The organism is Pseudomonas sp. LPB4.O (genome assembly GCF_038383825.1).
GTDB classification, from domain to species: Bacteria; Pseudomonadota; Gammaproteobacteria; order Pseudomonadales; family Pseudomonadaceae; genus Aquipseudomonas; species Aquipseudomonas putida.
Genome location: NZ_CP151298.1, coordinates 5,764,914 through 5,786,240, shown reverse-complemented (window position 1 = coordinate 5,786,240; position 21,327 = coordinate 5,764,914). Strand labels below are relative to the sequence as shown.

19 protein-coding genes are annotated in these 21,327 nt (G+C 63.7%); 12 read left to right on the top strand and 7 right to left on the bottom strand.

Annotated features, from left to right (window positions below; all coding sequences use genetic code 11):
- Nucleotides 1-9: 9 nt before the first annotated feature.
- The gene (gene proC, locus MRBLPB4O_RS26125) at nt 10-828 is read right to left on the bottom strand and encodes a pyrroline-5-carboxylate reductase (protein WP_341797014.1); all 819 of its coding nucleotides are present in this window, start codon (nt 826-828) and stop codon (nt 10-12) included.
- Between the two features lie 38 nt (nt 829-866).
- Complete coding sequence (locus MRBLPB4O_RS26120; protein ID WP_341797013.1) at nt 867-1,553, bottom strand: YggS family pyridoxal phosphate-dependent enzyme; 687 nt, start codon at nt 1,551-1,553, stop codon at nt 867-869.
- A 65-nt stretch (nt 1,554-1,618) separates the two neighbouring features.
- Here MRBLPB4O_RS26120 and MRBLPB4O_RS26115 point away from each other — a divergent pair, with 65 nt between their 5' ends.
- The gene (locus tag MRBLPB4O_RS26115; protein ID WP_341797012.1) at nt 1,619-2,617 is read left to right on the top strand and encodes a PilT/PilU family type 4a pilus ATPase; all 999 of its coding nucleotides are present in this window, start codon (nt 1,619-1,621) and stop codon (nt 2,615-2,617) included.
- Nucleotides 2,618-2,728: 111 nt separating this feature from the next.
- Here the strand turns inward: MRBLPB4O_RS26115 and MRBLPB4O_RS26110 are convergent, their stop codons facing one another.
- Nucleotides 2,729-3,355, bottom strand: a complete 627-nt coding sequence (locus MRBLPB4O_RS26110; RefSeq protein ID WP_341797011.1) for a C40 family peptidase — start codon at nt 3,353-3,355, stop codon at nt 2,729-2,731.
- 166 nt (nt 3,356-3,521) lie between these two features.
- Between MRBLPB4O_RS26110 and MRBLPB4O_RS26105 the strand changes: the two genes are divergently transcribed.
- Nucleotides 3,522-3,938: a TM2 domain-containing protein gene (locus MRBLPB4O_RS26105; RefSeq protein WP_016489634.1), complete on the top strand. Its 417-nt coding sequence runs from the start codon at nt 3,522-3,524 to the stop codon at nt 3,936-3,938.
- Between the two features lie 65 nt (nt 3,939-4,003).
- Here MRBLPB4O_RS26105 and MRBLPB4O_RS26100 read toward each other — a convergent pair whose 3' ends face one another.
- The 3 genes from MRBLPB4O_RS26100 to MRBLPB4O_RS26090 all read right to left on the bottom strand — a co-directional run bounded on the left by MRBLPB4O_RS26100 (nt 4,004) and on the right by MRBLPB4O_RS26090 (nt 8,780).
- A complete protein-coding gene (locus MRBLPB4O_RS26100) occupies nt 4,004-4,702 on the bottom strand; it encodes an SPOR domain-containing protein (protein ID WP_341797010.1) in 699 nt (232 codons plus the stop codon).
- Nucleotide 4,703: 1 nt separating this feature from the next.
- Nucleotides 4,704-6,440, bottom strand: a complete 1,737-nt coding sequence (argS, locus tag MRBLPB4O_RS26095) for an arginine--tRNA ligase (RefSeq protein WP_341797009.1) — start codon at nt 6,438-6,440, stop codon at nt 4,704-4,706.
- 120 nt (nt 6,441-6,560) lie between these two features.
- On the bottom strand, nt 6,561-8,780 hold the full coding sequence (locus MRBLPB4O_RS26090; RefSeq protein WP_341797008.1) for a primosomal protein N': 2,220 nt from the start codon (nt 8,778-8,780) through the stop codon (nt 6,561-6,563).
- A 167-nt stretch (nt 8,781-8,947) separates the two neighbouring features.
- Here MRBLPB4O_RS26090 and rpmE point away from each other — a divergent pair, with 167 nt between their 5' ends.
- The 3 genes from rpmE (at nt 8,948) to MRBLPB4O_RS26075 (ending at nt 11,434) form a co-directional block, all read left to right on the top strand.
- Entirely contained in the window at nt 8,948-9,163 is a 216-nt protein-coding gene (gene rpmE / locus MRBLPB4O_RS26085; RefSeq protein ID WP_016489630.1) for a 50S ribosomal protein L31, read from the top strand.
- A gap of 2 nt (nt 9,164-9,165) precedes the next feature.
- Entirely contained in the window at nt 9,166-9,987 is an 822-nt protein-coding gene (locus MRBLPB4O_RS26080; protein ID WP_341797007.1) for a thermonuclease family protein, read from the top strand.
- 178 nt (nt 9,988-10,165) lie between these two features.
- Nucleotides 10,166-11,434, top strand: coding sequence for a malic enzyme-like NAD(P)-binding protein (locus MRBLPB4O_RS26075; protein WP_016502048.1), 1,269 nt, complete (start codon nt 10,166-10,168; stop codon nt 11,432-11,434).
- A gap of 156 nt (nt 11,435-11,590) precedes the next feature.
- On the opposite strand, the gene MRBLPB4O_RS26070 is transcribed toward MRBLPB4O_RS26075, so the two are convergent.
- Entirely contained in the window at nt 11,591-14,044 is a 2,454-nt protein-coding gene (locus MRBLPB4O_RS26070) for a penicillin-binding protein 1A (RefSeq protein ID WP_341797006.1), read from the bottom strand.
- A gap of 190 nt (nt 14,045-14,234) precedes the next feature.
- On the opposite strand from MRBLPB4O_RS26070, the gene pilM reads away from it, so the two are divergent.
- The 7 genes from pilM to MRBLPB4O_RS26035 all read left to right on the top strand — a co-directional run bounded on the left by pilM (nt 14,235) and on the right by MRBLPB4O_RS26035 (nt 21,192).
- Entirely contained in the window at nt 14,235-15,116 is an 882-nt protein-coding gene (gene pilM, locus MRBLPB4O_RS26065) for a pilus assembly protein PilM (protein ID WP_341797005.1), read from the top strand.
- Entirely contained in the window at nt 15,113-15,649 is a 537-nt protein-coding gene (locus MRBLPB4O_RS26060; protein WP_341797004.1) for a PilN domain-containing protein, read from the top strand. Before pilM ends, MRBLPB4O_RS26060 begins: the two co-directional genes overlap by 4 nt.
- Before the next feature lie 11 nt (nt 15,650-15,660).
- A complete protein-coding gene (locus tag MRBLPB4O_RS26055) occupies nt 15,661-16,662 on the top strand; it encodes a pilus assembly protein PilP (RefSeq protein WP_341798934.1) in 1,002 nt (333 codons plus the stop codon).
- The gene (locus tag MRBLPB4O_RS26050) at nt 16,586-17,854 is read left to right on the top strand and encodes a secretin N-terminal domain-containing protein (protein WP_341797003.1); all 1,269 of its coding nucleotides are present in this window, start codon (nt 16,586-16,588) and stop codon (nt 17,852-17,854) included. The genes MRBLPB4O_RS26055 and MRBLPB4O_RS26050 overlap by 77 nt, the downstream gene beginning before the upstream one ends.
- A 4-nt stretch (nt 17,855-17,858) precedes the next feature.
- A complete protein-coding gene (aroK, locus tag MRBLPB4O_RS26045) occupies nt 17,859-18,377 on the top strand; it encodes a shikimate kinase AroK (RefSeq protein ID WP_024717571.1) in 519 nt (172 codons plus the stop codon).
- A 97-nt stretch (nt 18,378-18,474) separates the two neighbouring features.
- The gene (gene aroB / locus MRBLPB4O_RS26040) at nt 18,475-19,572 is read left to right on the top strand and encodes a 3-dehydroquinate synthase (RefSeq protein WP_234226551.1); all 1,098 of its coding nucleotides are present in this window, start codon (nt 18,475-18,477) and stop codon (nt 19,570-19,572) included.
- A 15-nt stretch (nt 19,573-19,587) separates the two neighbouring features.
- Nucleotides 19,588-21,192 (top strand): AAA family ATPase, encoded by a 1,605-nt coding sequence (locus MRBLPB4O_RS26035; RefSeq protein WP_341797002.1) that lies wholly within the window; start codon nt 19,588-19,590, stop codon nt 21,190-21,192.
- Nucleotides 21,193-21,327: the final 135 nt, after the last annotated feature.

Here is a 21,327-nt window from a genome sequence, read left to right as displayed (position 1 = left end):
TAAAGCTCCTTATTTGCCCAGTTGTTCGGCCAGTTCGGCGGAGCGCGTGGCCGCAGCCTGCAGCGCCTGCTCGACGATGGCTTCGAAGCCGCTAGCCTGGAACGATTTGATCGCAGCTTCGGTGGTGCCGGCGGGCGAGGTGACGCGGCGGCGCAGCTCGGCGGCATCGACATCGCTGGCAACCGCCATGCGGGCAGCGCCAAGGGCGGTCTGCAAGGTCAGCCGGGAAGCGGTTTCACGTGGCAGGCCGAGCTTTTCGCCTGCTGCGGTCATGGCCTCGATCAGCAGGAAGAAGTACGCAGGGCCGCTGCCGGACACTGCGGTCACGGCGTCCAGTTGTTGTTCCTGATCCAGCCACAGGGCCGTGCCGACAGCCGACAGCAGTTGTTCGGCCTGCTGGCGCTGCGTGTCGGACACTTCTGCGGTTGCGTACAGGCCGCTTACGCCCTGGCGCAGCAGCGCAGGGGTATTGGGCATGCAGCGCACCACCGGGCGAGCGCCCAGCCAGCTTTGCAGGCTGGCACAGGTGATGCCGGCGGCGATGGAAACGATCAGTTGGCCATCCTGCAGGTTGGGTTGCAGGGCCTGGCACACGGCTTTCATGACCTGCGGCTTGACCGCCAGGACGATGACGTCGGCGCCGTCGATGGCCTGGGCGTTGTTCTCGAACGTTTCGATGCCGTGCTCGGCCTGGATGCGGGTGCGGGTCTCGGCGCCCGGGTCGCTGGCGCGGATCTGCGAGGCGTCCAGGCCCTGGGCACGCAAACCACCGATCAGGCTGGCGGCCATGTTGCCGGCGCCGATAAAGGCAATACGTGTCTTGCTCATGTCAGGTCCTTGTGGGGAAGAGTGAGTAAAGCATGGAGTCAGTTTTGGCCGTAGTCGCGGGCACCGAACAGGGCGGTGCCGATGCGTACCCAGGTCGCACCCTGTGCGATAGCCGCTTCCAGGTCGTGGCTCATGCCCATGGACAGGGTGTCCAGGCCAAGGCCCAGGCTTTCCTGCAACTGGCGCAAGCGGGCGAAGGAAGCTTCCTGGGCGGCGCGGTCGTCGGTGGGCTCGGGGATTGCCATCAACCCGCGCAAGCGCAGGTTGGGCAGCCCGGCCACGGCCTTGGCCAGGGCCGGAAGGTCGGCGGGGGCGCAGCCAGACTTGCTGTCTTCGCCGCTCACGTTCACTTGCAGGCAGAGGTTCAGTGGCGCCAGGCCGGCAGGGCGCTGCTCGGACAGGCGTTGGGCAATTTTCAGGCGGTCCACGGAATGCACCCAGTCGAAATGCTCGGCGATGGCTTTGGTCTTGTTCGACTGAATGGGGCCGATGAAGTGCCAGATCAAGGGCAGGTCGCTTAGCTCCTGCTGCTTTGTCAGCGCTTCCTGTAGGTAGTTTTCCCCGACATCGCGCACGCCAGCGGCGTGGATTTCGCGAATGGCACTGGCGGGCTTGGTCTTGCTCACGGCCAGCAACTGAACGCTGGCCGGATCGCGCCCGGCAGCCTGGGCAGCGCTGGCGATACGGGCGGAAATAGCGGAAAGGTTGTCTGCTAGGGTGGACATGGACGGATGCCGGCGGCTGTAGGGTCTGCGGCATTCTACCTACTTGAAGGCCTTTGGGGAGTCTCATGGATGTGACCGACCTGTTGGCCCGGGCCGTGGATGCGGGGGCTTCGGACCTGCACCTGGCGGCGGGCCAGATCCCGATGCTGCGCCTTGAGGGTGACTTGCAACGCATGAATTTGCCGGCTCTGGTGCCGGCAGACCTGGCCGAAGGCATGGCGCCCTTGCTGGCTGAACACCAACGGCGGCAATGGGCCCAGGGCGATGAGCTGGACCTGGCGCTGGAGTTGCCTGCGCTTGGCCGCTTTCGGCTGAACCTGTTTCGCCAACTGAACGGCCCCGGGGCTACCTTCCGGCTGATTCCGGGGCGGATCGCCACGCTGGATGAGCTCGACTTGGGGGATGTGTATCAAGCTGTTGCGCAATGCACTGATGGCCTGATTCTGGTCGGTGGGCCTACCGGCAGTGGCAAGTCCAGCACCCTGGCGACGTTGATCGACCAGCTGAACCGCGAACGGGCGCTGCACATCATCACCCTAGAAGACCCGGTCGAAGTTATCCACAGCAGCCAGCGCAGCCTGATCAACCAGCGTGAGATTGGCCGCCATAGCTGCGGCTTCGCCCAGGGGCTGCGCAGTGCGCTGCGCCAGGACCCGGATGTGATCATGATCGGTGAGCTACGTGACCTGGAAAGCGTTCGCCTGGCCTTGCGCGCAGCCGAGACCGGGCACCTGGTGCTGGCGACCGTGCATACGCGATCGGCGGCCAGCAGCGTTGACCGGTTGGTGGAGGTGTTTGCTGCCGAGGAAAAGCCCTTGGTGCGAGCGATGTTGGCCGAGTCGTTGCGCCTTGTAGTGGCGCAGGTACTGGTCAGGCGTGTGGGCGGTGGGCGGGTGGCGGCGCGGGAAGTGCTGGTGGCGACGCCGGCGGTGCGCAACCTGGTGCGGGAGGGGCGAATGGCGCAGTTGTGTTCGGTGATGCAGGGCGGGGCGGCGCAGGGGATGCGGACGATGGAGGGGGCGATGCGGGAGCTTAAGGAGAGCGGACTGATCAGAGGGTTATAGTGCCTGCTCAGGCCTCTTCGCGGGCACGCCCGCTCCCACAGGTACGGCACAGGGTTCGAAGGCTGTGCTGTACCTGTGGGAGCGGGCGTGCCCGCGAAGAGGCCGGACCTGTTAGCGCTTGGCCAGGTTCAGCTGCTGCTGTTCCTTCGGCAGCACCCGCTTGGCCACTACGTAGTGTTTTTGCCAGTAGGGCTTGCTCAGGTTGTCGATGCTTACCCGCTTGCCACGCCGTGGTGCGTGGATGAAGCGGTCGTTGCCCAGGTAGATGGCAACATGGTTCACCCGGCGGCTCTTGATGTTGAAGAAAATCAGGTCGCCAGGCTTGAGGTCACCCTTGGCCACCTTGACGCCGTGGCCTTGGGCCATGGCATTGGAGGTGCGCGGCAGGTCGACGTCGGCGACATCGTTGAAGGCGTATTTCACCAGCCCGCTGCAGTCAAAGCCTTTTTTCGGGCTGCTGCCACCCCAAACGTAAGGGGTACCGAGCACATTCACGGCACGGCTGAGCACATCGCTGCTCTGCTTCGGCGACATGGCAGCCACTGGCAAGCCGCGGTTGCTGGCGGCATTGCTCGGGCGTGCGCGTAGTGCGGTCTGCTTGACCGGCGCGTGTTTCACCGAGGCATTGGTGGTATAGCCGGTGAAACCATTGGGAAGACGTTGCTCACGATTGGTGGCGTGGGCGGCCAGGGGCAATAATAGGCAGAGGGTCAGCCATGTCTTGATCAAAGGCGGCATAGATGAAGCTCTTATGAATAGTTATGTGTTGGGCGCGCAACTTTATAACAGCTTTTTGATCAATCTTTGATCCGTTGGTCGATTGCCCAGGTGCCGTACGTCGGCCTGCGACGAGAAAGTCACATTTTTTTTTAGAAAATTTTCGGATAACCCACGAGGGCTACGCATGAACAGTTATCAACAGGGGGCGCCTTTTCACGACACCCACAGCAAGACCATTGGTTACCTGCTGTGGATTTTTGGCTTCACCGGGTCGCATCGTTTCTATTACGGCAAGCCGATTACCGGGACCCTCTGGTTCTTTACCTTCGGCCTGCTGGGCATCGGTTGGCTGATCGACCTGTTTCTGATCCCGTCCATGGACCGTGAAGCCGATCTGAGGTTCCAGTCTGGCCGTATCGACTACAACATCGCCTGGGTTCTGCTGACCTTCCTAGGGGTGTTTGGCCTGCACCGGCTGTATCAGGGCAAGTGGATCACCGCGATCATCTACTTCTTTACCGGCGGCTTGTTCCTGGTGGGGGTGCTGTACGATTTCTGGACGTTGAACAGCCAGGTCTCCGAGCGTAACGCCTTGCGTTGAAATGCTTCGCGGGTAATGAAAAGGCCTTGTCGCACCGAAGCGGCAAGGCCTTTTTTGTTGCTGGGTTACTGCCGCGTCTGCCGTTGTTGCAGCAGCAGGTTGCTGAACCCGGCCCCGGCCAGTTGCTTCTGCGCACCGGTCAGCTGTTCACGGTTGGTGAACGGCCCGACCAGTACGCGGTACCACGTCTCGTCCTTGACCGTACCCGACTCCACCTTCACCGACTGGCCCAGCAGGATGATCTGCGCGCGGACCTTGTCGGCATCGGCCTGCTTGCGGAACGAGCCAGCCTGCAGGAAGTACTGGGTGGTCGCAGCCGGCTTGATCACCGGCGGTGGCGGTGGCGGGGTCTGGCCCAGCAACGCCGCCTGGGCGCGGGCGGTGTCGATTTTCGCAGCTTCTGCCGGCGTCACCGGGGTCACCGGCTGGGCGGGTACCGGTGGTGTCTTCTCGGGCACGGCCTCCGGCGGCACGATCACCTCGGACTCCGGCAGCAGGGTGTAGAAGTCGTACTTCGGCTTCACCGGCTGCTGTGGGGTGGCCTGCGCAGGCTTGCTCGCTTCGGCCACTTTCTCCGGCTTCTGCTGATCGGGCTTGGCGCGCTTGATGTCATCGCCACCGGGCTCGAGCTTCATCAGGAACACGATGAACGCGCCGACGGTGAGGCCAACGGCCATCCATACCCAACCAGGGATCGGCTGTTTGGCCGGTGCCGTCTGGCGGCTGGCGCCGCGTTTTGGGGCGGGTTTTTTCTTGGCAGCCAACTTACATGCGCTCCAGGGTTTCCAGGCCGAGCAGTTCCAGACCTTGTTTGAGGGTACGGCCGGTCAGGGCGGCCAGGCGCAGGCGGCTTTGCTGTTGCTCCGGGGTGTCGGCGGCGAGGATCGGGCAGTTCTCGTAGAAGCTGGAGAACAGGCCGGCCAGGTCGTACAGGTAGCTGCACAGCACGTGCGGCGTGCCTTTGTCGGCGACGCTATTGAGGGTTTCGCCAAACTGCGCCAGGCGCGCGGCCAGGTCCTGCTCATGGGCGGCCTGCAGCACGATCTTGCCGTCGACTTCGTCAAAGCTTTTGCCCAGCTTGCGGAATACGCCGGCTACGCGGGTGTAGGCGTACAGCAGGTAAGGGGCGGTGTTGCCTTCGAAGTTGAGCATCAGCTCGAAGTTGAAGCTGTAGTCGCTGGTGCGGTGCTTGGACAGGTCGGCGTATTTCACCGCGCCAATGCCCACCACTTCGCCGATGTGTCGCAGATCTTCGTCAGCCAGGCTCGGGTTCTTCTCCTTGACCAGCGCGTAGGCACGCTCCTTGGCTTCGGTGAGCAGGTCGATCAGCTTGACGGTGCCGCCGTCGCGGGTCTTGAACGGGCGGCCGTCGGCGCCGTTCATGGTGCCGAAGCCCATGTGCTCCATCTGCATCGGGTGGCCGACAAAGCCTGCGCGGCGCGCTACTTCGAACACCTGGTTGAAGTGCAGGGCCTGGCGCTGGTCGACAAAGTACAGGGCGCGGTCAGCGTGGAGCACGTTGCTGCGGTAACGCACGGCGGCCAGGTCGGTGGTGGCGTACAGGTAGCCGCCGTCGGCTTTCTGCACGATCACCGGCAGTGGTTCGCCTTCGCTGTTCTTGAATTCCTCGAGGAACACGCACTGGGCGCCTTGGTCCTCCACCAACAGGCCCTTGGCCTTGAGGTCAGCCACCACGTTGGCCAGGTCGTCGTTGTACGCGCTTTCGCCCATCACGTCGGCCATGGTCAGCTTGACGTTGAGCAGCTCGTAGGTCTTCTGGCAGTGCGACAGCGAGATGTCCTTGAAGCGTGTCCACAAGGCCAGGCACTCGGGGTCGCCGGCCTGCAGCTTGACCACCAGGCCACGGGCGCGCGTGGCGAACTCTTCGGATTCGTCGAAGCGTTTCTTCGCCGCCCGGTAGAAGTTTTCCAGGTCTGACAGCTCGTCACTGGTGATCGGGTTTTCCTGCAGGTAGGCCATCAGCATGCCGAACTGGGTACCCCAGTCGCCGACGTGGTTCTGGCGGATGACGTTGTCACCCAAAAATTCCAGCACGCGTGCGACGCTGTCACCGATGATGGTCGAGCGCAGGTGACCGACGTGCATTTCTTTGGCCAGGTTCGGCGCCGACATGTCGATGACGACCTTTTCGCGCGGGCCGGCCTTGCGCACGCCCAGATGGTCATCGGCCAGGGCGGCATCCAGGCGGTTGGCCAGGGCTTCGGTGTTCTGGAAGAAGTTGAGGAAGCCGGGGCCAGCGATTTCCACCTTGCTGATGTCGGCGCTGGCGGGCAGGGCGGCGATCAGTTTTTCAGCCAGGTCGCGTGGCTTCATGCCTGCCTGCTTGGCCAGCATCATGGCGATGTTGCTGGCGAAGTCGCCGTGGGTCTTGTCCCGGGCGTTTTCCACCTGGATCGCCGGCGACAGCCCGTCAGGCAGCACACCGTCGGTGACGAGTTGGGTGAGGGCTTGCTGGATCAGCTGGCGAATGGTGTCTTTCATGGGGATCTCTTTTCGACCGCAAGCGCGGTGAGCGCCTGGATGCGCAGGTGGAAAAACTGGGCATTATCCGTTGCCGGGAGCGGGTTGCCAACCTTTGGGGCTGCAAAGCAGCGCCAGAGGTCAGTACAGGTCGACCGGGTCGACGTCCAGCGACCAGCGTACCTGGCGCCCGCTCGGCATCTGCTCCAACACTAGCAACCAGGCGCTGATCAGTCGATGCAATGGCGCCCGGGTATTGGCCTGTATCAACAGTTGCGCGCGGAAGCGCCCGGCGCGGCGTTCCATGGGCGCCGGCACCGGGCCCAGCAGTTCGATGCCCGGCAGGCGCTGCTCGGCCACCAGGCGTTCGGCGGCGGCGCAGGCTTCGTCGAGGAAACCTTCGGCCTGCCCCGGCTTGTGCGCTTCGGCACGCAGCAGGGCCAGGTGGGAGTAGGGCGGCAGCCCGGCGGCGCGGCGTTCGTCCAGGGCCTGTTCGGCAAAGGCGAAGTAGCCCTGCTCGGTAAGCTGCACCAACAGCGGGTGGTCGGCCAGGTGGGTCTGGATGATGACCTTGCCTGGCTCTTCGGCCCGCCCGGCGCGCCCGGCCACCTGCACGATCAGCTGCGCCATGCGCTCACTGGCGCGAAAATCACCCGAGAACAGCCCACCATCGGCGTCGAGGATGGCCACCAGAGTCACCCGGGGGAAGTGGTGGCCCTTGGCAAGCATCTGCGTACCGACCAGGATGCTCGGCTGGCCGCGCTGTATGGTAGTGAACAGGTTGTGCATGGCGTCCTTGCGCGCCGTGCTGTCGCGGTCCACCCGCAGGATCGGGTAGTCCGGAAACAGCACCTTCAGGCGTTCTTCGGCGCGCTCGGTGCCCGCGCCGACCGGGCGCAGGTCCACGTGGTTGCACTGCGGGCACTGGTGCGGCAGGCGTTCGTCGTAGCCACAGTGGTGGCAGCGCAGCACGCCAGAACGCTGGTGCACGGTCATGCGTGCATCACAGCGCGGGCACTCGGACAGCCAGCCACAATCGTGGCACAGCAAGGTCGGGGCGAAGCCGCGGCGGTTGAGGAACACCAGCACTTGCTGGCCTGCCTCCAGGGTCTGGCGGATGGCTTGCTGCAGCGGGCCGCTGATACCGCTGTCCAGTGGCAGGCTCTTTACATCCAGGCGCAGCATGCGCGGCGGGCGGGCGCCACCGGCGCGCTGGTTCATGCGCAGCAGGCGGTAGCGACCGGTCAGGGCGTTGTGCAGGGTTTCCAGCGACGGCGTGGCAGAACCTAGCAGGATCGGGATGTTCTCCTGGTGGGCGCGCACCAGTGCCAGGTCGCGGGCGTGATAGCGCAGCCCCTCCTGCTGTTTATAGGAGCCGTCGTGCTCCTCGTCGATGATGATCAGGCCGGGGTTTTTCATCGGCGTGAACAATGCCGAGCGGGTGCCGATGATGATGTCGGCCTCGCCGTCCCGGGCAGCCAGCCAGGCGTCCAGGCGCTCGCGGTCGTTCACCGCCGAATGCAGCAGCGCGATGCGGGCGTTGAAGCGTTGCTCGAAGCGCGCCAGGGTCTGTGGGCCGAGGTTGATCTCCGGGATCAGCACCAGCGCCTGCTTCCCGGCTTCCAGGGTTTCACGAATCAGCTGCAGGTAGACCTCGGTCTTGCCGCTGCCGGTGACGCCGGCCAGCAGGAACGCGCCAAAGCCCCCAAAGCCTTCGCGCACGGCGTCAAAGGCGTCGCGCTGCTCATCGTTGAGCGGCAATTCCGGCTGCGCCAGCCAGTGTTCGTGGCGTAGCGCCGGCAAGTGCCGGCGGAGTTCAATCTGCACCAGCTCCTTGGCCAGCAGCAGGTCGAGGCTGTCCTTGTTCAGGTTGAGCTTGGCCAGCAGGCTGTGGGCCACGCCGTGCGGGTGCTGGGCCAGGGTCTTGAGGGCGTCGCGCTGGCGCGGCGCGCGGGCGATCCGGGGGTCTTCCAGGCGGGCGCCGGGGGCAATATGCCAGAAGCGCTCCTGGCGCATCTCGGCAGGTTCGCCCTGGCGCAATAGCGTCGGCAGGGCCCAGCTCAGGGTATCGCCCAGGCTGTGCTGGTAGTACTGGGCGGTCCACAGGCACAGTTTGAATAGCGATGGCGGGATCGGCGATACCGGATCGAGCAGGGCGCTGGCCGGCTTGAGCTTGTCGGCGGGCACCTCGCTCTGTGCGCACACCTCCACCAGCACGCCTATCATCTCGCGGCGGCCGAATGGCACGCGAATGCGCATGCCTGGGGTCAAGGCCTGGCGCGCCATGCTCGCGGGTGCCTTGTAGTCGAACAGGCGACGCAGCGGGGAGGGCAGGGCAAGGCGCAGGATGACGTCGGGCACGCGGAAGGTCTCGGAGGGCGTATCAAAGACTGGCGAGCCTAGCAGACGACGGTCGGTGCAAGCGACAACTTGCACTAGCGCAGCGCTCTGGTATTATTTGCCGCCTAATTACGTGCGGTATTCAACAATTGGTGTTGGATGGCGGCACGCAGCTCGAGGAAGCGACCATGAAAGAAGGTATCCACCCGAACTATGAAGTAGTTGCAGTCACCTGCAGCTGCGGCAACAAGTTCGAAAGCCGTTCGACCCTGGGCAACACCCTGTCGATCGACGTTTGCAACCTGTGCCACCCGTTCTACACCGGTAAGCAGAAAGTCCTGGACACCGGTGGTCGCGTACAGAAGTTCGCCGATCGCTTCGGCATGTTCGGTGCCAAGAAGTAATCATGCGCATGGCGAACCCCTCGGGTTTCGCATTGCTGCAAAAAAAAGCGCCCCTTGTGGGCGCTTTTTTTATGGGCGTCATCTGGCATTTCCCGGCCCTGGCGTTCTGCCCGCTGCCGGAGCAGCCACAGCAAGTGCAGGTACGCCAGGTGGTGGATGGCGATACCTTGCGCCTGGTCGATGGCCGCAGCGTGCGCCTGATCGGCATCAATACCCCGGAAGTCGGCCGCAAAGGGCGCACCAGCGAGCCCTATGCCGAGGCCGCCAGGCGACGTCTTCAAGCGTTGGTCAATGCCAGTGACGGCCGCGTCGGCCTGGTGCCGGGCGTTGAGGGAAAAGACAAATATGGCCGCACACTGGCGCATATCTATGGCCTGAATGGCGACAATATGGAAGCACGGTTGCTCAGCGAGGGTTTGGGCTACCGCGTTGCAGTTGCCCCCAATGTAAGCCTCAGCGGCTGCCTGCAGGTTGCCGAGCAAGCGGCGCGCAAGGGCGGTATCGGTGTGTGGCGACGCTCGCCCGTGGTGCCTGCAGGCAATGTCAGGCAGTCGGGTTTCGTTGTGGTCGGTGGCCGCATCAAGGGTATCGAGCGCAACCGTGGTGGGGTCTGGCTCACCCTGGACGACACTGTGGTGCTGCAGGTTCCCGCTCGTCTGCAACGCAACTTCCCCGCCAGCTTCTTCGATAACCTCAAGGGACGCCAGGTCGAAGCGCGAGGCTGGGTGCTGGACCGTTCCCGCAAGGGCGGCCTGAAGCCTGGGCAGCGACGCTGGGTGTTGCCATTGACCGATCCGAGCATGTTGGAGCGTTTTTCAGGCTAAAAGATGTAGACATTTCGCTATTGGATTGTACACACTGTTAGCCGTATGCCCCCGTGGGTTATAGCGTAAAGTCGTAGGCTAAAGGCCTTGACACAAGTGACCGACCAGTCTTGTGACTCCCCGGCTCTTTGCGTATCCTCGGCGGTCCGTCAGAACAGTAAATAGCGGAATGCCCACCATGTCAGACCTGAAAACCGCCGCTCTCGAATACCACGCTCAACCTCGTCCGGGGAAACTGAGCGTCGAACTCTCCAAGCCCACTGCCACCGCCCGTGACCTCGCCCTGGCCTACAGCCCAGGTGTTGCTGAGCCCGTGCGTGAAATCGGCCGTGATCCAGAGCTGGCTTACAAATACACCGGCAAAGGCAACCTGGTTGCGGTGATTTCCGATGGCACCGCCATCCTCGGTCTGGGTGACCTCGGCCCACTGGCTTCCAAGCCGGTCATGGAAGGCAAGGGCGTTCTGTTCAAGCGTTTCGCTGGTATTGACGTGTTCGACATCGAAGTCGAATCGGAAAGCCCGCAAGCGTTCATCGACACCGTTCGCCGTATCTCGATCACCTTCGGTGGCATCAACCTCGAAGACATCAAGGCACCTGAGTGCTTCGAAATCGAGCGCACCCTGATCGAACAGTGCGACATCCCGGTGTTCCACGATGACCAGCACGGTACCGCCATCGTTACCGCGGCCGGCATGATCAACGCCCTGGAAATCGCCGGCAAGAAGCTCGAAGACGCCAAGATCGTCTGCCTGGGTGCCGGGGCTGCTGCCATCTCCTGCATGAAGCTGCTGGTGAGCATGGGTGGCAAGGTCGAAAACATCTACATGATCGACCGCAGCGGTGTCATCCACGCTGGCCGTGACGACCTGAACCAGTACAAGGCCCAGTTCGCCCACGCTACCGACAAGCGCACCCTGGCCGACGCGCTCGACGGTGCTGACGTGTTCGTAGGCCTGTCCGGCCCGAACCTGCTGAGCCCTGAAGGCCTGAAGTCGATGGCTGCCAACCCGATCGTGTTCGCCTGCTCGAACCCGGATCCGGAAATCTCGCCTGAGCTGGCGCACGCCACTCGCAACGACGTGATCATGGCCACCGGTCGTTCCGACTACCCGAACCAGGTCAACAACGTACTGGGCTTCCCGTTCATCTTCCGTGGTGCCCTGGACGTTCGTGCCAAGCGTATCAACGAAGAAATGAAGATCGCCGCCGCCATCGCCCTGAAGGACCTGGCCAAGCTGCCAGTGCCGAAAGAAGTGTGCGAAGCCTACGGTGTCGAAGGCCTGGAGTTCGGTCGTGAGTACATCATTCCGAAGCCGCTGGACGCACGCCTGATCACCGTCGTTTCCGACGCAGTGGCCAAGGCCGCCATCGAATCCGGCGTGGCTACCCTGCCGTATCCGAAGCACTACCCGCTGACCAGCGTGGATGAAGTATTCAACGGCTGATTGCCGCTGTAGCGACACAAAAAAGCCCCGGCTCGCATGAGCCGGGGCTTTTTGTTGGGGCGTTGGAATGCGTCAGGGCTGCCAGGTGTTCGTCAGGGTACTTGTGGCGCCTATGAGATCGAGCGCCCACGCAAAACCTGAGTCAGGCGCCCTGCCTTAAAACAGATCCATCGGCGCTGCTTCATCGGCCGGCAGCGGGCTGCCCGGTGCTGTGCCATTGCCCAGTTCATCCACCGAGGGTGGCGAATCTTCGGCCTTGAACAGCTCGAAGAAGGCATTCGGCGTGCTCGGGGAGGCAGCGCGGCCGCTGATCGGGTCGACGCGCAGGCTGAGGATGCCTTCCGGCTCTGCTGGCGCGTGCGCCGGCTTGTCCTTGAGCGCCGCGCCCATGAAGCTCATCCAGATCGGCAGCGCCGCCGTGCCGCCGTACTCGCGGCGGCCGAGGGTTTCCGGCTGGTCGAAACCGACCCATACGGTGGTCACGTAATCGGCGTTGTAGCCGGAGAACCAGGCGTCCTTGGACTCGTTGGTAGTACCGGTCTTGCCCGCCAGGTCGGTGCGGCCCAAGGCCAGCGCCCGGCGGCCGGTACCGCGCTTGATCACGTCCTGCAGCATGCTGGTGAGGATGTAGGTGGTGCGCCCGTCGACGATCTGCTCAGCCACAGCCGGCGTTTGCGGTGCAGCGGCCACCTGGCTGAAGGCGGATGGCGCCTCACCTGGCATGGCAGCAGTGCTGATCGGCTGTTCGGGTGCCGCCAGGCCAGCCTGGTCCTCGGCACCTTGCGGTACGCGGGGCGGGTTGGCGGTGAACAGGGTTTCGCCGTTGCGGCTTTCGATGCGGTCGATCAGGTACGGGGTGACCTTGTAGCCGCCGTTGGCAAAGGTGCTCCAGCCTGTGGCGATTTCCATAGGGGTCAGGGTGGCGGTGCCCAGGGCCAGCGACAGGTTGCGCGGCAGGTCCTGCTTGTTGAAGCCGAACTTGGCGATGTAGTCGATGGTGCGGTCTACACCCATGGCCTGCAGCAAGCGGATCGACACCAGGTTGCGCGACTTGTACAGCGCTTCGCGCAGGCGGATCGGGCCGAGGAAGGTGTTGGTGTCGTTCTTCGGACGCCACACTTTGTCCACGGATTCGTCGACGAACACGATCGGCGCATCGTTGACCAGGGTGGATGCGGTGTAGCCGCTGTCCAGCGCAGCACTGTAGATGAACGGTTTGAAGCTCGAACCCGGCTGGCGCTTGGCCTGCATGGCGCGGTTGTAGTTGCTCTGCTCGAACGAGAAGCCGCCAACCAGCGCGCGGATGGCACCGTTGTAAGGGTCGAGGGTGACCAGGGCGCTTTGCGCACCAGGCACCTGGCTGAACTTGAGCTTGCCATCTTCCAGGCGCTGCAGGCGCACCAGGTCACCGACCTGCGCCACGTCTGCCGGCGACTGTGGTGAGCGGCCCTGGGCGTTACTGTTGATGAACGGGCGCGCCCATTTCATGGTGTCCCAGGCAACTTCGGCTTGCTGGCCGTCCCGGGTCAGTACCTGGAGGCCGGTTTTGTCGACATGGGTGACGATGGCCGGCTCCAGGCCGCCAAGGATGCGCTGCTTGCCCAGCTCCTGCAGCCAGGCTGCCTGTGTGCGGCCCGGGAAGCGTGCTTCGGGGCCACGGTAGCCGTGGCGTTCGTCGTAATCAGACAGGCCTTTGAGGATGGCCTTGTTGGCCATGTCCTGCATGTCGCTGGGCACCGTGGTGGTGACGCGGAAGCCTTCGGTGTAGGCGTCGCTGCCGTAGCGGCCGACCATTTCGGCGCGGGCCATTTCGGCGATGTAAGGCGCATTCACCTCAGGCGTCGGCACGTGGTAGCTGGCATTGAGCGGCTCGGCCAGGGCGGTCTGGTAGCTGGCCTGGTCGATCTTGCCCAGCTTGTACATGCGGCCGAGGATCCAGTCGCGGCGCTCCTTGGCACGCACCGGGTTGGCCAGCGGGTTGAAGCGTGACGGTGCCTTGGGCAGGCCGGCGATCATCGCCATCTGCGCCAGGCTCACGTCGCGGATCGATTTGCCGTAGTACACCTGCGCGGCGGCATCGATGCCGTAGGCGCGGTTGCCCAGGTAGATCTTGTTCACGTACAGCTCAAGGATCTCGTCCTTGGTCAGTTCACGCTCGATCTGCAGGGCCAGCAGGATCTCGTTGGTCTTGCGCGAGAAGCTGCGTTCGCTGGTGAGGAAGAAGTTCTTCGCCACCTGCATGGTGATGGTGCTGCCGCCGGTCTGGATGTGCCCGGTTTTCACCAGCTGGGTCGCTGCACGCATCAGGCTGCTGGGGTCGACACCGTAGTGATTGAGGAAATTGTCGTCCTCGGCTGACAGAAGCGCCTGAATGAACTGTGGCGGAATTTCCGCGAAACGGATCGGCGAGCGGCGCATTTCGCCGAATTCGGCAATCAGTTTGCCGTCGCTGCTGTACACCCTGAGGGGGATCTGCAACTGGATGCTTCTGAGGGACTCGACCGAGGGCAGGCTGGGGCTAAGATACAGAAACGCACCGCTCACACCGAGTACGAGCGCGCAAATGACTGCGACGGAAGACCACCAGAAGAACTTCAGCAGACGTATCAAGGCTTTTCGGTGTCCAGGTTGAGAGTGGGTTGCACGCAGGCCCGGCGGACCAGAAAGCGCTGGGCATTATAAGCATTTTTTCGCCTCTCCGGGTTACCGGCCAGGCTGCCCGTCGCCTCGATGGGCAGGCCGGGCCTAGTGTTGACGCGGGGTTGCGACCGACCGCTGCAGCAGGCAGCAAGGAAGCCGCATGTTAGGACGCTTTGGCAAGGATGCCAGTTCACTCGTGGGGGTGGAAATTGCCCCTGACGCTGTTCGTGTTGTGCAACTTCAGCGGCGCAATCGGCGCTGCCGGGTGCTTGCATCGGCACAAGAGCCGTTCGAATTACTGGCAGGCAAGGATTGGGTCGCGGAGCCTGCTACCGTGGTGGCAGCCCTGCGCCGTGCCTACCAGCGCAGCGGCCTCAGGCAGCGTCGGGTAGCGTTGGCGTTACCGGCCAGCCAGGTGATCTGCAAGCGGTGCCATTTGCCGATGGAGCAGGCCGGGGCAGAACTGGAGACGCAGTTGCTGGCCGATGCCGAGCGGCTGTTTCCGTTTCCGTTGGAGGACCTGGCCCTGGACTTTCAAGTCTTGGGGGCATCCCGCACGCAACCGGGGTGCGCCGAGGTGATGGTGGCCGCGTGTCGGCAAAGTGCGTTGGCGTCTCTTGATGCCATCGTCGAAGAGGCCGGGTTGCAACTGGAGGCTATCGAGGTCGACAACATTGCCTTGTGCCGCATGTTGCCTCAGGGCTGCCTCGAAGGTTCGGCACTGCTGCGGGTCGAAGCGCACAGCGCAGTGCTTTATGACTGGCAGCCCGGCCGGCCTTACCAGCGTCGTGAGCTTCAGGTGCAGGGGCTGAACAACATGGGGCAGTTGTCGGAGCAACTGCACGCGCTGCTTGCCGATGAGCATTTGCCTGGTGGCCTGTGGATTACCAGCAGCTCATCGGTGGACCCAACCTGGTTGCAAAACCTTGGCCACCAGCTGACTACGCCGTGCAGGCCTTTACCTGGCCTGAAGGGGCTGGAACACGTTGACGGCACGATGCTCCTGGCGTGCGCCCTGGCGCTTGGAGGGTTGCGCCCATGATGCGGCTTAACCTGATGCCCTGGCGTGAGCGGCAGCGCGAGGCGGCGCTTCGGCGCTTTCGCACCCAGCTGATGGCCGGCGCACTGCTGGCGCTGTGCGCCGTGACGCTGGTCGACCAGTTGGCCCGTCAGCGCGGGCAGCAACAGGCGGTGGCCAATGCCCAACACCATGCCGCCCTTGAGGTGCTGGTCGAGCAACTGCAGCCGCTGGCCGATGTGCGTGCACAGCATGACGCGCTCATCTCACGCTCGGCAGCGCTAGAGGGCTTGCGTGCCCAGCAGGGTGTTCTGGGCGATGTATTCGCTGACCTCGAAAGGGCGCTACCGGTTGGGGTCCAGCTACTCGACCTCAGCTTGGAAAACGGCCATCTGCAGATGACCGGGCTGGCTACGTCCGGCGCCGTGGTTGCGCAGTTCATGCGCGATCTGGATCGGTCGGGTGTTCTGCTCGATCTGGCGCTCAAGCGCGTCAGGAGCATGCCGGGTGGCGATGAATTTCTGCTCGTTGCGCGCGTTTCGGCGTTCTGGTCGTGAATGCAGCACCGATCCTTGCCTGGCTGGCGGTAGCCGAGCGTTCCAGAAGCATCAGGCGTATCGCGCCAGTGCTGGTCGCTGTGCTGGTGTTCGGCCTGGGTTGTGCGTTTCGCCTGCCGGCAGGTTTACAGCAGCAGGCGCAGGAGGCGGCCAGGCACGCCACATTGAACGAGCAGCAGGCAGCCAGTGCGGCGCAGCTGGTCGAGCTGGAGCGATTGCAGGCGTCTCTGGTTTTTGCCGAGCGGCGGTTGCTGGAGGCCCACTGGCACCTGGCCGCAGGGGAGGGCATGAGCGATCTGCTTGAGCGCCTGGCGGCTTCGGGGCATGTGCACGGGTTGCTGGTCGAGCGGTTCGACGTACAAGAAGCCGAGCAACAGGCAGGCTATTGGAAAGTACCGCTGGAAATACAAGTGGTGGGGCGTTACGTGGACTTGCGTCAGTGGCTGGGCGACTGGCTGGGCCAGGCACGCCTGCTGCGCAGCGGTGACATGAGCCTGGCCGCAGTCGAGGGTCAGCCCGGCCTATTGCGTCTGCAACTGCGGGTCGATGCCTTCCAGGCCACCGCGCCCGTACCGGCACCTGACGTGCTTGCGCATATGCCGGCCATGGCCGCGACGCCAGTGCCTGCGGTCGACCCCTTCGCGCCAGGGGCGACGCGAACGGCTGGCTCCGGGCTGGCCAGCGTGCCGCTGGCGCAACTGGAAATGGTCGGCAGCCTGTCGCGAGGTGCGGCGCATGAGGCTCTGTTGATGGCGGCTGGCAGGCTCTATCGCGTGCGGGCAGGTGAGCGCTTGGGGCGTAACCACGGTGTGGTGGCGCGGATTGATCAAGGCCAGGTCGAAGTGCACGAACGGCTATTCATGGCAGGGGTGTGGCACGAGCGCACAGCGTTCATCACCCTTGCAAACCGCGTGGGCAAGGAGGCCTCGAACCAGAATGAAGAGAGTGATGAAATGGATGTTGGCAGCCCTGCTGCCGATCCCGCTGGTGTCGGCGACGCCTTACCAGGGTGAACCCCTGTCGTTGAACTTCCAGGATGTGGAGGTGCGTTCGGTGCTGCAGGTGCTGGCCGATTATGCGGGCGTCAACCTGGTTGCCAGCGATGACGTGCAGGGCAGCGTGACCTTGAGGTTGCAGGACGTGCCCTGGGACCAGGCGCTTGACCTGGTGCTTCGCAGCAAGGGCCTTGCCCGGCAGCAAGAGGGCAATGTGCTGCTGGTGGCGCCTGCGGCAGCTTTTGCCCCGCAGCCGTTTGATGCTCATGTCGGCCTGTTGCCGGATGCACCATTGCAGCCGTTACGCCGTGAATTGATACCGATCCAGCATGCCAACGCCGCCGAACTGGTCGAGCTGTTGATGACCAGTCTGGCGGATGACAGCACACTCGCCGTTCGTGGCAGCCTGGGTGTCGATGAGCGCACCAATACCTTGGTGGCGCACCAGCCCGCCGAACGCCTGGCCGAGTTGCGACAACTGGTCGCGCAGCTGGATGTGCCGGTGCGCCAGGTGGCGATCGAGGCACGTATCGTCGAGGCCAATGTCGACTACGAGAAAAGCCTGGGGGTGCGCTGGGGCGGGCCGCTGTACGGTGAAAACCTGCGGCCGGGCAAGGAGCTGTTCATCGACCTCGGCGTGGAGCGGGCGGGCAGCAGTGTCGGCCTGGGCCTGCTGCGCGGCGGCGTGCTGCTCGACCTGGAACTCAGCGCCATGGAAAAAAGCGGTAACGGCGAAATCATCTCGCAGCCCAAGGTGGTCACGGCCGACAAGGAAACGGCCAAAATCCTCAAAGGCACCGAAGTGCCCTACCAGGAAACCAGCCAGAGCGGCGCCACCTCGGTCGCCTTTCGCGAAGCCTCGCTGTCGCTGGAGGTGACCCCGCAGATTACCCCGGACAACAAGGTGATCATGGCGGTCCGGGTGACCAAGGACGAGCCGGATTACGTCAATGCCTTGAACAACGTACCGCCGATCCGCAAGAACGAGGTCAATGCCAAGGTTCGCGTGGCGGACGGCGAAACGATCGTGATCGGTGGCGTGTACTCGACTTCGCAAAACAATGTGGTCGACAAGGTGCCATTTTTAGGCGATCTGCCGTATGTTGGGCGGCTGTTTCGACGCGATGCATTACAAGAGAAAAAATCCGAGCTGCTGGTCTTCCTGACTCCGCGTATCATGAGTGACCAGGCGATTGCTGTGAGTCGTTGATTCTGTGCGAAATTTGATACTTGTGGGGCCCATGGGCGCTGGTAAAAGCACCATCGGACGCCTATTGGCCAAAGAGCTGCGCCTGCTGTTCAAGGATTCCGACAAGGAAATCGAACTGCGATGCGGCGCCAACATCCCGTGGATTTTCGACAAGGAAGGCGAGCCAGGTTTCCGTGAGCGCGAGCAGGCGATGATCGCCGAACTGTGCGCACTTGACGGCGTGGTCCTGGCCACCGGCGGTGGCGCGGTAATGCGCGAAGCCAACCGCCAGGCATTGCGCCGGGGCGGCCGGGTGATCTACCTGCATGCCTCGGTGGAACAGCAGGTTGGCCGTACCGCGCGTGATCGCAATCGCCCGCTGCTGCGCACCGCCAACCCCGAGGCGACCCTGCGCGCCCTGCTGGAAGCCCGCGACCCGCTCTACCGCGAGATCGCCGACGTGGTGGTGGAAACCGACGAGCGGCCGCCGCGCATGGTGGTGATCGATATTCTCGAACGCTTGCAGCAGTTGCCGCCCCGTTAACCCGGGACTATTCTCGGCCACCAGCGCCGAGGCGAGGTTCAACGATAGCGCGTGGGTTGCCCGAATGGCGCCGCGCCCAAGTACATTGTGGGGATACATGCAGACACTTAAGGTCGACCTGGGCGAGCGCAGCTACCCGATCTACATTGGCGAAGGCCTGCTGGACCAGCCCGAGCTGCTGGCGCCGCACATTGCCGGCCGGCAGGTCGCCATCGTTTCCAACGAGACCGTCGCGCCCCTGTATCTCGAACGCCTGAGCAAGACCCTGGGTGCCTACTCGGTGCTGCCGGTGGTATTGCCCGATGGCGAAGCCCACAAGAACTGGGAAACGCTGCAGCTGATCTTCGACGGCCTGCTGACAGCCCGCCATGATCGTCGCACTACTGTGGTTGCCCTGGGCGGCGGCGTGATCGGTGACATGGCCGGCTTCGCTGCCGCCTGCTACCAGCGCGGTGTCGACTTCATCCAGGTGCCGACTACCCTGCTTTCCCAGGTCGACTCGTCGGTGGGCGGCAAGACCGGTATCAACCACCCGCTGGGCAAGAACATGGTCGGTGCCTTCTATCAGCCCAATGCGGTGCTGATCGATACCACCAGCCTGAAGACCCTGCCGGCGCGCGAACTGTCTGCTGGCCTGGCCGAAGTGATCAAGTACGGCCTGATTTGCGACAAGCCGTTTCTCGGCTGGCTTGAAGACAACATGCAGGCCTTGCGCACCCTCGATTCGGCTGCATTGACCGAAGCCATCCGCCGCTCCTGCGCGGCCAAGGCCGCAGTGGTCGGTGCCGACGAGCGCGAGTCCGGGGTACGGGCCACCCTGAACCTGGGGCATACCTTCGGGCATGCCATCGAGACCCACATGGGCTACGGCGTGTGGCTGCACGGCGAAGCCGTGTCGGCGGGCACGGTGATGGCCCTGGAAATGTCCATGCGCCTTGGCTGGATCGACCAGGCCGAGCGCGATCGCGGAATCCGCCTGTTGCAGGACGCAGGTTTGCCGGTGGTGCCACCACAGGAAATGACCCCGGCGCATTTCATGGAGCACATGGCGGTCGACAAGAAAGTGATCGACGGCCGCTTGCGTCTGGTGCTGTTGCGCCAGATGGGCGAGGCCGTTGTGACCGACGACTATCCGAAAGAGATTCTTCAGGCCACGCTGTCGGCGGATTACCGCGCGATCGTGGCCCAGCTTTGAGGTTGTGACAGCGCAATGACCAGTTTGCATGCCGATGAGGCCTTTCTCGACCATTACCAGTTGAGCCACGATCCGTTCGCGCCCCGTGTGCCCGGCTTCAAGTTCTTCCCGGCCCAGCGCAAGCCCGTGCTTGGCCAACTGCACCACCTGGCGCGCTACAGCCAGCTGATGCTGGTGGTCAGCGGCCCGCTGGGCAGCGGCAAGTCGCTGCTGCGCCAGGCCCTGGTGGCCAGCACCAACAAGCAGGCTGTGCAGAGTGTGGTGGTGTCTGCCCGCAGTGCCAGCGATGCTTCCAGCATGCTTGCCCAGGTCGCGCAGGACCTGGGTGTGGCCCAGCCCGAAGTGCAGGCGATCCTGTCCAAGGTGGTGCAGCTGGCACTGACCGGGCAGGAAGTGTATTTGCTGGTGGACGATGCGGAACAACTCGACGAGTCGGCACTCCAAGCGTTGCTGGAGTTGGCGGCGGGGGTACCGGAAGGGCGCCCGCACGTGTTCCTGTTCGGTGAGCCTTCACTGATTGCCGGGCTGGACGAGCTCAATGTCGAGGAAGAACGCTTCCACATCATCGAGCTTGCCCCCTACAGTGAAGAAGAAACCCGCGAGTACCTGGAGCAGCGCCTGGAAGGGGCTGGCCGGGGCATCGAGGTGTTCAGCCGTGAACAGATCGTCGATATCCATGAACACTCCGACGGCTGGCCTGGCAACATCAACCAGGTCGCCCGTGACACTTTGATCGAAGCCATGATCGCCAGCCGTTCGACGGTCAAGCGACCATCCATGGGGTTCAAGATGCCTAAAAAACATGTGCTCGCGCTGTCCGCTGTGGTCGTGGTCGCTGTTGCGGCCGCAGTGTTGATGCCCAAGAAAGGCGACAAGCCACCCGCTGAGGCGCCAGCCGCCCAGGCCCAGTTGCCGCTTGGCGACGGCAAGCAGGGTGCCAATATCGAGTTCTCCGGCTCTTCCCAGCCGATGCCGTTGCCACTGGTTGGCCAGTCCCAGCCTGTAATGCGCGAACCGCTGGCCCAGGCCGCGGGCATGGGTGAGGGTGAAGAAGGCAGCCCGGCGGGTGACACTGCCCTGCAGCCTGGCAACCCGCCGCCAACCGTGACCACCATTGCGCCGCCGCAAGGCGTGCCCGCTGGCCCGGCACCTGTGCCTGCACAGCCTGTGGCTACTGCGCCGGTACAGCCGGTTGCGCCTGCGCCCAAGCCTGTTGCAACCCAGCCTGCGAAGCCGGTTGCACCTGCCAAGCCTGCACCCGCGCCTACCCAGGTCGCCGTGGCCAAGCCGGCCGCCAAGCCTGCCGAAAAACCTGCCGCCAGTGGCAGCGGCAACAGCGGCTGGTACTCCGCGCAGAAACCGGGCAATTACGTGGTGCAGATCCTGGGCACCAGCTCCGAGGCCTCGGCCCAGGCGTTCGTCAAGAGCCAGGGTGGCGACTATCGCTACTTCAAGAAAAACCTGCAGGGCAAGCCGCTGTACGTAGTCACCTATGGCAGCTTCGCCAACCGCGATGCAGCGGTTGCGGCAATCAAGAACTTGCCAGAGAAGGTCCAGGCTGGTAAACCTTGGCCACGTACCGTCGGCAGCGTCCAACAAGAGCTGGCCACGGCCCGCTGATACCTTCCGGGCGGCATCACCCCGCCGCCCAGTTGCTGAGCGATTACTGACTTTCGAATAGCCTGCTGCGTTTGAACGCGGCAGGCTTTTCTGTCCCAGACTGCCGGCCACAAGCCCCTAGTTGCAGTCATGGCT